Annotated in this window: 12 protein-coding genes; 4 read left to right on the top strand and 8 right to left on the bottom strand. The window is 56.6% G+C overall.

The genetic code is table 11. The features are described 5' to 3' along the window. Nucleotides 1–167 precede the first annotated feature (167 nt). The 3 genes from ASE07_RS18385 to ASE07_RS18365 all read right to left on the bottom strand — a co-directional run bounded on the left by ASE07_RS18385 (nt 168) and on the right by ASE07_RS18365 (nt 3,950). Complete coding sequence (locus ASE07_RS18385) at nt 168–1,235, bottom strand: hypothetical protein (RefSeq protein ID WP_057292284.1); 1,068 nt, start codon at nt 1,233–1,235, stop codon at nt 168–170. Nucleotides 1,236–1,320: 85 nt separating this feature from the next. Then, nucleotides 1,321–2,799 (bottom strand): tyrosine-type recombinase/integrase, encoded by a 1,479-nt coding sequence (locus tag ASE07_RS18380; RefSeq protein ID WP_057292283.1) that lies wholly within the window; start codon nt 2,797–2,799, stop codon nt 1,321–1,323. Between the two features lie 674 nt (nt 2,800–3,473). Continuing rightward, a complete protein-coding gene (locus tag ASE07_RS18365; RefSeq protein ID WP_057292281.1) occupies nt 3,474–3,950 on the bottom strand; it encodes a T6SS effector amidase Tae4 family protein in 477 nt (158 codons plus the stop codon). A 289-nt stretch (nt 3,951–4,239) separates the two neighbouring features. Between ASE07_RS18365 and ASE07_RS18360 the strand changes: the two genes are divergently transcribed. Beyond that, the gene (locus ASE07_RS18360) at nt 4,240–5,007 is read left to right on the top strand and encodes an SDR family NAD(P)-dependent oxidoreductase (protein WP_057292280.1); all 768 of its coding nucleotides are present in this window, start codon (nt 4,240–4,242) and stop codon (nt 5,005–5,007) included. Between the two features lie 100 nt (nt 5,008–5,107). On the opposite strand, the gene ASE07_RS18355 is transcribed toward ASE07_RS18360, so the two are convergent. From ASE07_RS18355 to ASE07_RS18340, 4 genes are all read right to left on the bottom strand, one after another. Beyond that, the gene (locus tag ASE07_RS18355; protein ID WP_057292279.1) at nt 5,108–6,754 is read right to left on the bottom strand and encodes a class I adenylate-forming enzyme family protein; all 1,647 of its coding nucleotides are present in this window, start codon (nt 6,752–6,754) and stop codon (nt 5,108–5,110) included. Nucleotides 6,755–6,841: 87 nt separating this feature from the next. Continuing rightward, complete coding sequence (locus ASE07_RS18350) at nt 6,842–8,086, bottom strand: branched-chain amino acid ABC transporter substrate-binding protein (protein ID WP_057292278.1); 1,245 nt, start codon at nt 8,084–8,086, stop codon at nt 6,842–6,844. Between the two features lie 127 nt (nt 8,087–8,213). Then, nucleotides 8,214–9,458 carry a branched-chain amino acid ABC transporter substrate-binding protein gene (locus tag ASE07_RS18345; RefSeq protein ID WP_057292277.1) on the bottom strand — a complete coding sequence of 415 codons (1,245 nt, stop codon included), beginning with the start codon at nt 9,456–9,458 and terminating at the stop codon, nt 8,214–8,216. A gap of 4 nt (nt 9,459–9,462) precedes the next feature. Continuing rightward, nucleotides 9,463–11,052 (bottom strand): class I adenylate-forming enzyme family protein, encoded by a 1,590-nt coding sequence (locus ASE07_RS18340; protein ID WP_057292276.1) that lies wholly within the window; start codon nt 11,050–11,052, stop codon nt 9,463–9,465. A 435-nt stretch (nt 11,053–11,487) separates the two neighbouring features. Between ASE07_RS18340 and ASE07_RS18335 the strand changes: the two genes are divergently transcribed. Genes ASE07_RS18335 through ASE07_RS18325 form a run of 3 tightly spaced genes read left to right on the top strand, consistent with a single transcriptional unit; the run spans nt 11,488 to nt 13,756 of the window. After that, nucleotides 11,488–12,336, top strand: coding sequence for a helix-turn-helix domain-containing protein (locus ASE07_RS18335; protein ID WP_057292275.1), 849 nt, complete (start codon nt 11,488–11,490; stop codon nt 12,334–12,336). Beyond that, on the top strand, nt 12,336–12,989 hold the full coding sequence (locus tag ASE07_RS18330) for a TetR/AcrR family transcriptional regulator (protein ID WP_057292274.1): 654 nt from the start codon (nt 12,336–12,338) through the stop codon (nt 12,987–12,989). Before ASE07_RS18335 ends, ASE07_RS18330 begins: the two co-directional genes overlap by 1 nt. Nucleotides 12,990–12,991: 2 nt before the next feature. Then, nucleotides 12,992–13,756: an SDR family NAD(P)-dependent oxidoreductase gene (locus tag ASE07_RS18325; RefSeq protein WP_057292273.1), complete on the top strand. Its 765-nt coding sequence runs from the start codon at nt 12,992–12,994 to the stop codon at nt 13,754–13,756. Nucleotides 13,757–13,799: 43 nt separating this feature from the next. Here ASE07_RS18325 and ASE07_RS18320 read toward each other — a convergent pair whose 3' ends face one another. Further along, nucleotides 13,800–14,780 (bottom strand): DMT family transporter, encoded by a 981-nt coding sequence (locus ASE07_RS18320; protein ID WP_082584267.1) that lies wholly within the window; start codon nt 14,778–14,780, stop codon nt 13,800–13,802. Nucleotides 14,781–14,897 lie beyond the last annotated feature (117 nt).

Genomic DNA, 14,897 nt, shown 5'->3' with positions numbered 1-14,897 from the left:
GGCAAGACGCAGCGGCTGGCGGCGGTCCAGATCACCGATGTGCTGCCGCGCAGCGCGATCGGCAAAGGCGATACTGTCTTATGTTCCATAGCGTCCACCTAAGTAAGTTTGGTGGACGCCATCTTCCTGATCCATTCGGTGTGATTCAAGGTGACTTGGCTAGGCGCTTACTCTGCATCCTTTAATGGCTTATGGTGTACACAAAATCGAGATATCAAGCTTTTAAGTTCCTGATAGCTTGGCTTGGGTTGAATGTCTGATTGTTCACTAATTTCGTTTTGAATCGATAGCAATGCCGATCGCTCGGAGTTCGCGTTAAGCATCGTTAACAATGCTGTCTTGAGCATTTTCCGCTGAGGGCTGTTCTTTGCAACACCGTCAATGATGTAAGGGTCGTCTTGGTAATCTATTCCAAGCTTTGCATATAGCATTCGAATGTGCAGGCCACTGAAATCGATTTCGACCGTTTGTTTGCCGTTAATAGAAATGAACGGTCGATACTCTGATTCCATGTTTTGCCACCAGCCACGATAGAACCTTCCTCCTTGAGAGAAGCTGTTATTGTTGAAAATTCTGACAAGGCCACGAAATTGTACGGGTACAGGAGTATTTGCAATGCGAAGGTCAGTAGCTGAAATGAAGTCGTTGTATGTTGCCAATTCATCTCGCCAACGATTCGTTTCGGCTGTGTCTGCATAATCAACAAATCGTTTCTCTGCGTCTTTTTTGAGGATTATTTCCTTTGGCTGCTGTTTTTCAAATTTTACGTTGTACGCATTGTGCTTGGCAAAGACTGAGCGCAAACTGTCGCTCGTTCGCATCCTAGAGACACGTGAGTTTCCATCTCCCCCACGATGATGATAGCCGGGCAAATCATCTACTAAGTTCGCTCCGATAAGTCTATCCACCACTGCTTCAATCATCGGTCGATAACCTATGCGTACAGTACGATAACGAGCAATATGCGTGTATTCATTTCTGTCCCTTGAATATGCGAGCCACATCTCAGAAGACTGCTTTGCAACATGCAGCAAGTTCAAGAGTACCAGCCTTAGGGCGCGAAGCTGATTAGGTACGGTCGCAATTCGATAGGTGTTATTCACCTCATGAACGACTGAGTCAACGCGACCATCTTCTGAATTTAGGTCAGGTTCAAACCATTCTGAGAAAAAGACATTTTTGTAGTAAGTCTCTTTATCTGTTTCCTTGTGCTCTGCAATGTTTGTCAAGCTCATAACGCTTTCCGCAATCTATGAAGATGTCGTGTGGAGTTGCAGTGAATGGGCGCGACCAACCATGCTTCACTGTAAGCCAATAATTTTACTTCGATGGAGGCCAAGAGATTTTGGTATATATGACTTGACTTTCTGGAGCGTTAATAGACTTGGCCGTTCTTTTGTTTTTTGTTGTCAATTTTTCCTCTGAAGGATCGCTCTGAATCGCTATGTCAAGAAGGTCCTTGATGTCGATGCTTGGCATTGATCCACAATCGTACGCGACGATTTCTTCCTCAGACCAATACAGCAATTTTTCCAGTGCCTCTGCATTCGCATACTGCTCGCTAAAGCCTTTAATTTGCCCAAGATTTTGCCAGTCGTATCCCATCACAATATACGATTCCACGGCCTCGACATAAGGCCTAAACTGCTCCGCTCGTGTCTGAATGTATCGCTGAGTTATATTCTTGCTCTTGTGATTCAGTAGGCGCTTGATTATTTCTTCACTGCCTACAACCTCATTGAGAATACTGGCGTATGTGCGTCGCAAATCGTGCGGCGTGAACTCGAACCCTGAGCTCTTAATGACCTTTGCAATTTGAGGGCGGGGTTCCTTGTAGTGACCCTCGCCGGTGGTGCTTGGGAATACGTATTTGCTTTCATTCTTGTTCTTCCGGTAGCGGTAAACAAAAAGACGAAACACCAAAGAAGACATTGGAATCGTATGGGATTGTCGATTCTTTGCCTTCTCTGTTGTTACCGTAAAAACACGATTCAATAAATCCACGTCCTTCCATTCAAGGCTAAGGGCTTCTCTGCTGCGCATTCCGGTTAGCAGTAAAAGGAAGAGATAATCGCGAACAGGATGTTCTCCGAGTTTGATGACAGCCTTTACAAACGCCTCGATCTGATCGGGATGGATGTATGTTTCTCGCTTTACTTCGTGATGACGTAAACCGGCGTCTTTGATGACACTGACAGGATTATCTACAAGAGGTCTGCCGTCAATATGGATCGTCCCGCGAGCGTAATTAAAGACCACATTCAAGATTCGCATCGACTTGTTAGCTTGTGCGTTTCCGCTCGACTTAGTAATTTGGTGAAACAGATCCTGTACTTCCTTGCGCGTAATCTCCGTTATTGGAGTATTGGCCCAAAACTTGAAGTGATTCGCATAGGTACTGCGGTAGTCCTTTGCTGTCGTGGGCTTATGCTTCTTGCTTCGACTCGTCATAAAGCTCTCAAAAAGCTTTTCAAACGTAACGTTCGCTTCACTTTCCTGCTTTGCTTTCCGATTTTTAACCTTGGCTTCACGCACTGGATCAATGCCTTGGCGCATGCGAGTTAGCCAGTCTGCAGCTTGTTCACGTGCCGATCTCAATGTCAGTTCTGGATATCTTCCGAGAACTACTCGTTTTGCGCTGTTGCTTCCTTCGTGCCGGATACGCGTCTCAACAAAGAAGGATTTGACGTTGTTGGGGGTAATGCGAAGCCCAAAGCCTCTAAGCTCATCATCTCTGAGGAATAGATCCTTGCCGGTGTTATTGGTCTGAGATTCAATAACTCGGTTCGTTAAGTGCATGGCTGTCTACTTGGTTATTTTGGTTGAGCATCTATTGTAGCTAATGCGCCAGTGAAATCAAGAACAAGTAGACTACAAGTAGACAAAAAATGGGGTTTGAATACAATGCTTACAAGGAAAAACAATGTCAAAACCCTCATGAATAGAGGGAAGGTAGCGATTGTGTTGGAGATTTTCGATTCTTGAAGGAATAAAACGACTTATTCGTAATCAGTAGGTCGGAGGTTCGACTCCTCTCATCAGCACCATTGGATTCAAAGACAAAGCCCATCCAATCCCGATGGGCTTTGTCTTTCATAAAACCAGGTAGCCTTTTAAGCTAACAAGCGCTCCCGAAAGCACGCCATCAGCTTTGCCGCACGATTGCTCGGCTTCCGATTTGCTGTTTCAGTTCTTGCGATGCGTGACAAAGCACTGAACAGGGTCTTTTCCGATTATCGCGTGTTCAGCCTATTGCTCTAAGCGACGCTTGAATAATTTGAACATCCAGTTTCCCAGCCATCCACCGCAGACCATAAAAATCGCTGCGCACGCCAAAAAAATTTTTACGTTTCTCGACATATCTTCTTCGCTGGCGTATAGCGGACCAAAAGCCCATCCAACTATCCAAAACGCGCAGTAAGAGCATAGCGCCCCAAGGACCGTTCCAAGCAGTACGCTGACGACACGCGCGATCATAAGATGGGCCAGAACCAAACTGATTTGGCTTTCTTATAGTCTGACCAAACGCCTGGAATATTCATGTTTGCGTGAATGCGAATCCACGAGGTCCAGTCGGTGAGACGGGAACCGTTCCACAAGTCGACATGGCCTCCCTGTTCGTCGGGTCCCCAGTAATGCTGGAAGAATACAATGCCGGCTTTTGAAGTCATGCTGTCGAATGCATCCTTGCCTGTAAGCTTCTGCATTTTTGAATTAAGAATGCTTGGCCGTGCCAGCCAGTTGGCAAGCTCTTGTGCACAGATTGCATACTTTGGTTTTTCTTTCTGCCATGAGAACACACCGGTAAAAGTCTTGACATTAAATCCCGACCGTACGAGCGCGGCATATAGGTTTATGGCACATTGATTCGGATAGGCAGTTGGGTCAAGCACCGGTGCATCACCTTTGACCTTAGGGTGATTGCGCCATAGTTCGGAGAATGCCACCATTAAATTGTCGCTTTGGTGAAGTTATAAAGGATGCAATTAAATATTGGTTTTGCAAGCATGTCAAAACTGGTTTTACGGGCTTGACAACACCCCAGATCCTGTCTTGCGATAATATCCAAACATTTCCTCCCGAAGTCGATGCCGCTCAATGAACCAAGGCGCGAGAAGCTTGCAAAAAATCTTCCCCGATGCCGATTTGCAAGGACCTGTACATTTGTCCTTTTCCACCACAATGGGTGCGTCGGCACAGTAGCTTAAGTTAAGCAGTTAAAAACCAATGGAGACAAACATGAGCAAGAAAGTAGCGATCGTCACGGGTTCTTCGTCAGGTATTGGTGCGGCCACCGCCAAACTGTTTGCCAGAAACGGCTACAACGTCGTCATCAATTTCTCGCGCAACCCGGAGCCAGCGCAGGTGGTGGCTGATGAATGCATTGCACTTGGCGCTGAGGTACTGCTGCAACAGGCAAACGTTGCGGTAGATGACGACTGCCGGGCGCTTGCGCAGGCAGTGGAAGCAAAGTGGGGGAGATGCGATGCGCTGGTCAACAACGCCGGCACCACCAAGTTCGTCGCGGCCAATAACCTGGAGGGACTGGATGCCCAGGATTTCCATGATATCTATTCGGTCAATGTCATTGGCGCGTACCAAATGATCCGGGCCCTGGCCCCGCTGATGAAACGCAATCCAGGCGCTGGCATTGTCAATGTATCCTCGACGGCTGCGGTCTCGGGGATTGGTTCCAGCGTTGCCTATATGGCGTCGAAGGGCGCGCTCAATTCGATGACGTTTGGCTTGGCACGTGCACTTGCGCCGGAAATCCGCATCAACGCCGTCGGTCCCGGTATGGTGGAGACGCCCTGGTTACAGAATGGCCTTGGCGCGGAGCGTTACGAGGCGACGCGCCAGTTGTATATGAAGTCGGCGCCCCTGCATGCCACCATACAACCTGAGGACGTCGCCGATATCTGTTTCTGGTTATGCGACGGCGCGCGCAAGACGACTGGCGAGTTCATCCTTATTGATAGCGGGCGCGTGAAATTTCCGTTGCTATGATCTTGCTTTTTATTTGATGCCGCTGGTGTGCTCGACACGGGAGGACTGCGGTACGCCTTCCTTTGTCGGCCCTTAGTCGGCCCTTACTTAGTAACCAAGGCTACCGAAGCTCACGCCGAAGGATCTTTCCGGTAGCCGTCTTTGGCAGTTCGTCCACGATGACTACCTTCCGTGGATACTTGTAAGCCGCCATCCTTTCCTTGCAGAAGGAAACCAGCTCGGCCGGGTCAAGTGACATGCCCGGTTTCAGCGAGACCACCGCCTTCACGGTCTCACCGCGATAGTCGTCCTTGACGCCCACCACCGCCGCTTCGCGGACTGCCTCGTGGGTGTAAATCACATCTTCCACTTCCTTCGGCCAGACTTTATAACCGGAGGCATTGATCATATCCTTCTTGCGGTCCACGATAAAAAGCCATCCTTCGCTGTCCATGTAGCCTACATCTCCGGTACGCAGATAGTCCTGAAAGAACGCTTCCTTGGTCGCGTCCTCGCGTTGCCAGTATCCGGCAACAACCTGTGGTCCGCGCAAAAAAATCTCGCCGACTTCGTTTGGCGGCAAGAGCCTGCCCGCTTCGTCGGCTATGTACACATCCGTGCCGAATACGGGCACGCCAATGGCACAGGCACCGTTCTTGTCCACTGGCGTCATCCGATCGCGGGGTACCGCCACTGCAAGGGAAGTGCTTTCGGTGAGTCCGTAGGTGCTGCGAATGGCGATGCCGAATTTCCGGTCGAACTGCTCGACGACGGTCGCCGGGACCGGAGCGCCGCCGGTGTAAACTTTCTTCACGCTTCGCAAGTGTTCCGTCCGGACATCAGGCGAATTCATGATGGCAATGAAGGCGGTAATGGCGCCCACCGCAAATTCCGCCTGATACTCTGCCGCGCTTTCCGCTACCACGGCCGGATGAAAGCGCTTTGACAGTATCAACGGAGCGGCGGTTGCGAAAGCTGCGCCAATGTGGCCGACCAGGCCGGTGATGTGGAATAGCGGTGCGATCCCAAGGATAGGGCCACCGTCTCTCAGATCCATCCAGGCCGGCCAGAGGTCCGCGTCGAAGGAGAAGTTGCGGTGAGAGACGACCGCACCCTTTGGCACACCGGTGGTGCCCGACGTGTAGACAATGATGGCCGGCTTCTCTCCATCCACTTGCGTGCGCAGCTGCGGCGGCGCAATCTTGGAACCAAGAATTTCCAGCAAATCGTGGGTGCCGTCGCAGCGTTCCGGTTCCAAATCGCCCAATACGCGTGGGTCGTTCCGGTTCTGGAAGTCGCGTGCGGAAGTCGTCACCACACACATGTCAGGGAAGTCCTGCAATACCCCGCTTGCCACCTCCTGGTATAGGTCGCGGTGCGTCAACAGGACGCGGGCACCACTATCTTCCAGTAGCAGCTTCAGCTCCCGGGCGCGATTCATCGGATTAATGCTGACGCCAATGGCGCCGATCTTCCATGTCGCCAGCAGGCCGATCAGGAATTGCGGCACGTTTTGCAGATAAAGCCCGACCCGGTCACCTTCTACAATACCCTGGCCGAGCAGGAAGCCGGCAAAAGCGTCGGAAAGGCGATCGAGTTCCGTGTAACTCAGTGTGCGATCGAAATAGTGAATCGCAGCGCGGTCACCGCCAGCTTGCAATGCATGCCGGAACAACGAAAGTCCGTCGGTGTAGCGGGCGATAAAGGGATGTTGCAGGTCTGCGGGCGGATACAGCGAAAGCCACGGGCGTGGCAGATTGTCGGTCATACAGGCTCGTCAAGGCAGGGAAGCGGGGAGGGTGTTCATGCCGAAGCACCCTCCCGGAATGAAGGCTGAAGATAATGCGTTAAGCGCTTACGACGCTGGGCGCTTCATCTTGCAGGCCGTCGGCTGTGTAGCAACCTCGGCCGGAACTTTCTTTTCCGTCTTCCATCCGAACCCGGTTCCCTCCTGATCGAACCTGACGTCCTTGTCGCCCGCCTTCGACCATACCGCGATGTACAGCGGTTGTTGCAACTGATGGTCGGCGGCGCGCATGGTGACATCGCCGTTCAGGCTCTTGACGGTCATGCCTTCCATCTTCAGCGCCACTTTCACCGGGTCGGTCGTTTTTGCTTCCCGTATTGCCTTGCTCAGCATGGTCACTGCCGAGTGGGTCTGCATCCAGGTGTAGTCATCGTTGAACTTTGCCTTGAATGCCTCGACGATGTCCTTTCCTGCACCGGATTCATTGTTGACGTTCCATACGCCGACATACTTGACTTTGCCTGCGCCCGCGCTACCCATTGCGGTGGGCGCGCCCTTGAGAACCGCGTAATACGTATAGAAATTGGCGTCAACGCCGGCGTCCTTGGACGCCTTGATCAGCAGGGAAAGGTCGGCTCCCCAGTTGCCGGTAATGACGGTATCCGCGCCCGACGCCTTGATCTTGCTGACATAGGGGGCGAAGTCCTTTACCTGCCCGATCGGATGAAGGTCATCGCCGACAATCTCCACATCCGGCCGTTTTCCTTTCAGGTACTCCTTCGCGGTCCGGCTCACCGACCGGCCGAACGCGTAGTCCTGGCCGATGATGTAGACCTTCTTGATGCTCTTGTTCTGCGACATATGCTCGACCAGGGCCTGCATCTTCATATCCGAGTTCGAATCGAAGCTGAAGTGCCAGAAGCTGCATTTTCCGTTGGTAAGCTCGGGGTCCACCGCGCCATGATTGATATAGATGACTTCCTTGCCGGGATTGCGCTCGTTGTACTTGTTGATGGCATCGATCAGTGCCAGCCCCGCGCCCGAGCCGTTGGCCTGCGCGATATAGCGGAATCCACCGTCAATTGCGCGCTTAAGCTGGTTCAGACTTTCCTGCGGGCTGGCCTTGTTGTCGAAGGCGACGAATTCCAGCGTATGTTCGCCTGCCCACTTTTCTTTGTTGGCGACCTCTCCCATGAATTGCCAGCTTTTCAGCTGGTTTTCACCGAGCGCGGCGAAGGGGCCGGAAAGCGGGTCGATGACGGCGATCTTCACGGTATCCGCCATTGCGGATGTTGCGACGAGGGCAAGGGCCGCGACCTTGGCGGGAACGAGGTATCGAAAGGGTTTTTTCATAGTTGTCTCCTTCGCCTGACGGCGTGTTGTATTGAGTGGGTGTTTTGCGTCCACTACAGAAAACTAGCGTGGCTGGCGACGGATGTCTTGTGTCAACTGGCTGGGCTTTCCGCTGCCTCCCCTGTCGTCAGAGCTTGGGACGCTTCATCTGACACGAGGTCGGCAGCGCCGAGACGCGCGGCTCCAACTTGGCGTCCGTCTTCCAGCCGTAGCCGGTATTCTCGTGATCGTACTTAACGTCCTGGCCATTTACCTTGGTCCAGGTCACCATGTAAAGGGGCTGCAAGAGCTGGTGGTCCTGCTTGCGCATTTCGACCTCGCCATTCAGGCTCTGCACCTTCATGTCTTCCAGGGCAAAGGCGAGTTTCACGGGGTCGGTCGAGCTGGTCGCCTTGATGCCCTTTGCGAGCAGCGCGATGCCGGCATAGGTGGCCGATGAGAAGAAGTCGTCGTTGTATTTCTTCTTGAAACCTTCGACGATCTCCTTGCCGGCAAAAGTCTCGTTGTTCGGGTGCCAGTAGGGCAGGGACTTGACTCTTCCTGCGCCGGCGGAGCCGAGGGCAGAGGGGGTGCCGGGGCTGCTGGCGAAATAGGTGAAGAACATTGAGTTCAGGTTGCCTTCCTTGGATGCCTTGATGAGCAGGGCAAGGTCGGAGCCGGCGTTGCCGGTGATGACCGCATCTGCGCCCGAAGCGGCAATCTTGCTGATATAAGGGGTGAAGTCTTTTACCTGTCCGAAAGGATGCAGGTCGTCGCCGACAATCTCGATATCCGGCCGTTTGCGCTTGATCGTCTCTTTGGCCGCGCGGCTTACCTGCTGCCCGAAGGCGTAGTTGGGATTGATGACATAGACCTTCTTGATGCTCTTGTCCTCCGCAATGAAGGAGCTCAGCGCTTCCATGCGCATGTCGGAGTGGGCATCGAGACGGAAATGCCAGAAGCTGCATTTGCTGTTCGTCATGTCCGGATCGCCCGCCGAGGTGTTCAGATACACCACTTCCTTGCCAGGGTTGCGCTCGTTGTGTTTATTGATCGCATCGATCAGCGCCAGCCCGGCGCCCGAACCGAAACCCTGTGCCACATAGCGATAACCCTGGTCGATCGCAGTCTTGAGCATGACCAGCGTTTCCTGCGGACTCGCCTTGTTGTCAAACCCGACCACCTCGAAGGTATGCGCGCCGGCCCATTTTTCCCGGTTGGCGATCTCCGCCACCATCTGCCAGCTCTTGAGCACGTTCTGCCCGGTCGTGGCAAAGCTGCCGGAAAGCGGGTCGATGTAGGCAATCTTGACGGTGTCGGCGACGGCGATCGACGCACCGGACAGGGCAGCTGCGGAGAGCACAACGCGGAGGCTGCGGGCAAAGGTGGGCATAGGTTTATCCTTCGATGGAAGAAACGGGGGAGTTGGCCTGGCTGACGCGCCGCTCAGCCAGGGCTTGTTCGAGTTCGTGGCGCTTGATCTTTCCGGTGGTGCTGCGCGGCAGCTCATCGTCGCGCACGAACAGAATGTCTTTCGGAAGCTTGTACCCCGCGATCTTGCCGCGGCAAGCCTCGATGACTTGGGCAGCCTGCAGCGAAGGGTCGGACTTGACCACGAAGGCGACCGGCACTTCGCCCCACTTCGGATCGGACCTGCGTACGACCACGGCATCGGCGATGCCGGGCTGGGACAGCAGGACGCGTTCGATCTCCGCCGGATAGATATTTTCGCCGCCGGACTTGATCAGGTACTTCCGGCGATCGACGTAATCGAGCTTGCCGTCCGGATTGCGCACGAAGACGTCGCCCATGTGAAACCAGCCGTCCCGGAAATCCTCCGCGGTTTCCTTCGGCGAGCCCCAGTAGCCGCTGAACAGGGTGGGGCCGCGCACCGCCATCTCGCCGGGCATCCCGTCCGGCACTTCCTTGCCGTCAGCATCGACCAGGCGGACGATGCAGTGCGAACTCTGCTCCTTTGGCAACGCGGTCGGCGTGACGCCGACCGGAATCATTGCACGGCTGGCGGGAGGCGCTCCGGTTTCGGTGGCGCCGAACGAATTCAGGAAGGGTGCCTGCAGCAGCGTGGTGATACGGGCGATCTGTTCACGTGGAACGAGGTCAGCCATGCAACCCAGCGTGCGTACGCCCCGCGCCGCGATGCCGCTGCGTTGTAGCTCTTCGATCACGAGGTCGATCATGCCGGGGATCAGGGTGAGATGGCCGATTTTTTCCTGCGCGAGGCAGGACACGAGCGCCGGCACATTCAGGCCGTCCATCACAATGACGGTACCGCCGGTCATCAGCGTCGCCAGCGCCTGGTCGGTCGATACCATGTGGAATAACGGAGCCCAGGCAATGAAGGTATCCGCCGGCTGTAGCAGTCCGTCGATCCGGGCAACGGTCATGCGCGCAATCATGGCCCGCTGGCTGATGAGGGCGCCTTTGGGCAAGCCCGTCGTGCCGCTCGTATAGAGGATGATCATGCCGTCTTCCGGGTCCAGCGGTCGATCCGGCGCACGGGCGTCCGGAGATGCCTGTGCCAGCATGGCCTCATACGCATCTTCGAACCGGATCACCGTGTCGATACCGTGTGCGATCCTCTCAAGGGCTGGTGCGTGCCGCGCTGAGGCGATCACGAGGCGCGGAGACACGAGCCGCAGGCAATGTTCCAGTTCACTGTCGGCCTGCCGCCAGTTCTGGCAGGCGAGGATGGCACCCATCTTGGCGGCGGCGATTTCAAGTTCGATGTACTCCAGGCGGTTCTCCGCGAGGATGGCGATACGGTCACCGTGACGGACACCGCGCTGGGCGAGTGCATTGACCAGGCGATTGGTGCGCTGGTCGAGCTCGGCGTAAGTGCAGGTACGGCTGTCATCCTTTAGCGCGACACGGTCCGGGTGGCGCGCGACCTGCTGCTCAAGGAATTCGGGAAGGCACGGGTTGGCGGCGCGTCGGACCAGCTCGCCGGCTCGCGTTGTAGTCTCCATCAGATCTCCTAAATTGGATTGGACGGTTGCGGTGGACTTCCCGATTACATCATTCCGGCGTCACTTATTTCAGGGCAATCTAACATGGCCGTCAGAAACGGACTTGTGAAAACATGCTATCTCCAGCCCGGCGACGATGAGAACCGGACAGCACAACGAAACCAAGCACTTGTTTGGTACGGAGGAACGATCCATGTGGTTCTACGCCCTACATCCGGACCTTTCTCCTCCTGCCTCTCGAGTTCTCCTGCATTTGGGGCGATATCGTTCCCAAAAGCTATGTCTTTGATATTTCTCAATCCTTATCCAAAACCAAGCGGTTGCTTTGTAAGCCGTGTCATGGCATGCTGAAAAAGAGCCGGGCAGCAGACGCCTGGCGAAAAAAAGCGTGTGCCCGGCGCACTAGCGTCGTGGTCCAAGACAAGGAGACTGGCGATGGCGATTGAATCGGTATTTTGCGGCGAGAAATCTTCCCAACCAAGCGATGGCATTGCGGCTGCCGGCAGCGGCAAGCTGATGCTCATCACTCCGGACCGGATCTGCTACGCGGGTCTGCTCGGGCGTCCGCTCACCAGAGAGTTTGGCGCGCTGACCATCTATGCATCGCTGGGTGCGCCGCTGCACGTCATGATTGGTAACGGCGGCTGGCAGAGCATGGAGATGTGCGTGGTGCCCCCGGATACCCCGCACCAGATCGCGACCGTCGATCGCAGGATCGGTGTCTACATGATCGAGCCGGAGAGCATAGACATGACACGGTTGCCGGACTGGCTGTCCCCGGAAAGCGCCGGCGGTTCGGCGGCGCTGTTGCCGCGTCTGCGTGATGGCTTCCTGTCGCTCACCGACGGTACGGTTCACGTCAACACAGTGCGGTCCCGGCTGGACGATTTCCTGCTCGGTGAAATTTTGCCGCCGCGCCGCCTGGAGTGGCGCATGGCCACGGTGGTCAACCGCATCAAGCGCAACCCTTCCGATAGCGTTGGCGCGGAGGAATACGCGGAACAGGTAGATTTGTCGTTTTCACGCTTCCTGCACCTGTTCAAGGACGAGGTCGGCACCACATTCAGGCGCTTCCGTGCCTGGAAGCGAGCCCGCAATTTCATGTCCTATGTGAACACCAATCTGAATCTGACCGATATCGCACTGGAAACCGGCTTCCCCGATTCGTCGCACTTCAGCCATACCGTGCGCCGCTACTGGGGCCTGACGCCGCGCGACATCATCGCGGGCTCCCGCAGCCTTGCCGTCATCAACGACGGCAGCTTCGTTTCAACGGCACACTAATGGACCTGAAAGTTGACACCGACGAGGCCCGCAAGGCCCGGCGCAATGCCCGTACCCAGCGCCGGGCGGTCGACCCGGCCGTGCCGCGCGAACGCATACTCAATTCCGCGGCGTCCATGTTCCGCCAGCGGGGGTTCAAGGGAACGACGGTGCGCGACATCGCCGGTGAGGTCGGCATCTTGTCCGGCAGCCTGTTCCACCATTTCCAGTCCAAGGAAGAGATACTTCTGGAGATCATGCGGGAAGCCGCGTTCACCATCTGTGTGCGCGCCGAAAAAATCCTGGAAGACGTACCGGCACCGGTGCAGCAGCTGCGCGAGCTGGTCCGGCTGGAGCTGGACGCGATCGTGGGCGGCGCACGCAAGGATTACCACGCCGTGCTGTTCTTTGAATGGCGGGATGTACCGGAGTCGGCCAAACCGGAGCTGACCCGCATGCAGAAGCGCTACAACCGCAGTTGGCGGCAGGCCGCCCAAGCTTGTCATACCGCCGGATTGCTGCGCTGCGAAGCGGAGGCCGCCGTGTTGATCCTGCACGGCGCAGTACGCGGCGCGATGACCTGGTTCAGGCCGAACGGCCGCTATAGCACCGAGGAATTCGGCGACATCCTGACCGCACTGGTTACGGTCCACAACAACGATAAGGAAAACTAGCCATGATTGACACCCTGTTCAGTCTGCGCGGCAAGACAGTTCTGGTGACCGGTGCTTCCAGCGGCATCGGCCTGCACGTGGCCGGCGTGTATGCCGACGCGGGCGCCCACGTAGTATTGGCCGCGCGTCGCATGGAGCGGGTCGAAGAGGCGGTGACCGCGCTGCGCGCGAAGGGTTGCGCCGCCAGCGGTGTCTACCTCGACGTGACGCGCAGTGAGACTATCGCCGCCGCTTTCGACGCTGCGGAGCAGGCGGCTGGTGCACCGCTGGACATCCTCTACAACAATTCCGGCGTCATCTACAGCAAGCCCTTCATCGAGCAGGAGGAAGCCGAGATCGCGCGCGTATTCGACACCAACCTGAAGGGCGCGATGCTGGTCGCCCAGGAAGCGGCACGGCGCATGGTGGCGCGGCGCAGCGGAAACATCATCAATATCGCTTCCACGGCCGGGCTGCGGGCTGGCGGTACCATGTCCAGCTACTGCGCGTCGAAGGCCGGCCTGATTCACCTCACGCACGTGATGGCCCTGGAACTGGCGGGCAAGGGGATACGCGTCAACGCCATTTGCCCCGGCAATATTGAAACCGACATGCAGGATGCGCTGAAGGATTTCGAGCAGGCACTGGTCAAGCGCACGCCGATGCGCCGCTTTGGCCGTCCGGACGACTTGGATGGTGTCTCGCTGCTTCTTGCCAGCGACGCCGGACGCTACATCACTGGCGCCGCCATACCGGTGGATGGCGGGCAGACACTGACCTGGATGTGACCGCCAACGAGCCTCTGCGCCTCTGTGACGCGCACGCAGCCGCTTAGCCCGACCTGCCGCGCGTGCCCAGCTGGGTGCCGCCCAGTATCAGCGCCAGCCCGAGCAGATGCCAGACGGTCAGCGGTTCTCCGACGAAGAGGACAGCACCTGCCAGCCCGAATACCGGCACCCAGTACAGCCAGACCGAGGCGCGTCCGATCCCGACCCGTCCAACGGCCATATTCCATAGCAAGCCACCAATGCCGGTGGAAATCGCACCTGACAGCGCCGCCATCCACCACCAGTGGATATCGGTAGGGAGACGGACGGGCGCGTCACGGGTGAAGGTGAGCGCGGCAGCGTGGCCGATCAGAAAAACTGCGCCGGCGGCGTGAATGAAGAGGCTGATGCGCAATGCATCGAGGCGGCGAGTGAGCCGCTGCACCAGGGCCGCCCCCAGCGTGAAGGCGAAAACGCCGGCCAGTAAAAGCAGGTCGCCAAAGCCCGCGCGTGTCAGTTCGGCGGATGGACGATTGACGATGACCAGTGCCACGCCGGCCAGGCCCAGTCCCAACCCGACCAGGCGGTGCGGACCGGGGCGTTCGCGCATGAGGCAGAGTGCGAGGGTGGCTGCCGTCAGCGGCGTCAGCGCGGTGATCAGGGAAGCATTGGTGGCGCTGCTCAGGCCAATCCCGGCCGCCAGCAGCCACTGATTCAGATAGACCATTAACAATGCGCACAGCATCAGTGCCCCGACTTCCATGCGTGTCAGGCGCCAGTCCGTTGGCCGCAGATGCAGGAGCAGCAGGCACTGAGGGATGCAGGCGCATGCAATGCGCACGCCGGACAGCCAGATCGGGTCGAAGTGCTCGCCCAGCAGCTTGATGACGGCCAGGTTACCGCCCCAAAGCACCGCAGTGCCGAGCAGCAAAAGTCGAACGTCCGGGCCGGAGACGAGCGCGGTCAACGCCCTTCTCCGGCCCGGGAGGGCAATGCTGGAGGCGGGCGCATCAGGCGGCGGGAGCGGCGCACGCCGACAATGCACGGCGCTGGGCGGGACGAACGGACATGGTGTGCTTTCCGGAAGCTGTTCTCCGATGCATGATGCGCCGGAAGGCTGGCGCGGGCTTGCGTCAACCTGTCATCGGGCGTTCTCTCTCGT

The organism is Noviherbaspirillum sp. Root189 (assembly GCF_001428545.1).
In the GTDB taxonomy this organism is placed as follows: Bacteria; Pseudomonadota; Gammaproteobacteria; order Burkholderiales; family Burkholderiaceae_D; genus Noviherbaspirillum.
Note: the sequence above shows the minus strand (reverse complement) of the source record. Positions and strands in the feature narration are given on the sequence as shown.

Excerpts from the sequence above, each read along its gene's own strand:
- ASE07_RS18385 (WP_057292284.1), bottom strand. The coding sequence starts at position 1,235 with ATGAGCTTGACAAACATTGCAGAGCACAAGGAAACAGATAAAGAGACT.
- ASE07_RS18380 (WP_057292283.1), bottom strand. The coding sequence starts at position 2,799 with ATGCACTTAACGAACCGAGTTATTGAATCTCAGACCAATAACACCGGC.
- ASE07_RS18365 (WP_057292281.1), bottom strand. The coding sequence starts at position 3,950 with ATGGTGGCATTCTCCGAACTATGGCGCAATCACCCTAAGGTCAAAGGT.
- ASE07_RS18360 (WP_057292280.1), top strand. The coding sequence starts at position 4,240 with ATGAGCAAGAAAGTAGCGATCGTCACGGGTTCTTCGTCAGGTATTGGT.
- ASE07_RS18355 (WP_057292279.1), bottom strand. The coding sequence starts at position 6,754 with ATGACCGACAATCTGCCACGCCCGTGGCTTTCGCTGTATCCGCCCGCA.
- ASE07_RS18350 (WP_057292278.1), bottom strand. The coding sequence starts at position 8,086 with ATGAAAAAACCCTTTCGATACCTCGTTCCCGCCAAGGTCGCGGCCCTT.
- ASE07_RS18345 (WP_057292277.1), bottom strand. The coding sequence starts at position 9,458 with ATGCCCACCTTTGCCCGCAGCCTCCGCGTTGTGCTCTCCGCAGCTGCC.
- ASE07_RS18340 (WP_057292276.1), bottom strand. The coding sequence starts at position 11,052 with ATGGAGACTACAACGCGAGCCGGCGAGCTGGTCCGACGCGCCGCCAAC.
- ASE07_RS18335 (WP_057292275.1), top strand. The coding sequence starts at position 11,488 with ATGGCGATTGAATCGGTATTTTGCGGCGAGAAATCTTCCCAACCAAGC.
- ASE07_RS18330 (WP_057292274.1), top strand. The coding sequence starts at position 12,336 with ATGGACCTGAAAGTTGACACCGACGAGGCCCGCAAGGCCCGGCGCAAT.
- ASE07_RS18325 (WP_057292273.1), top strand. The coding sequence starts at position 12,992 with ATGATTGACACCCTGTTCAGTCTGCGCGGCAAGACAGTTCTGGTGACC.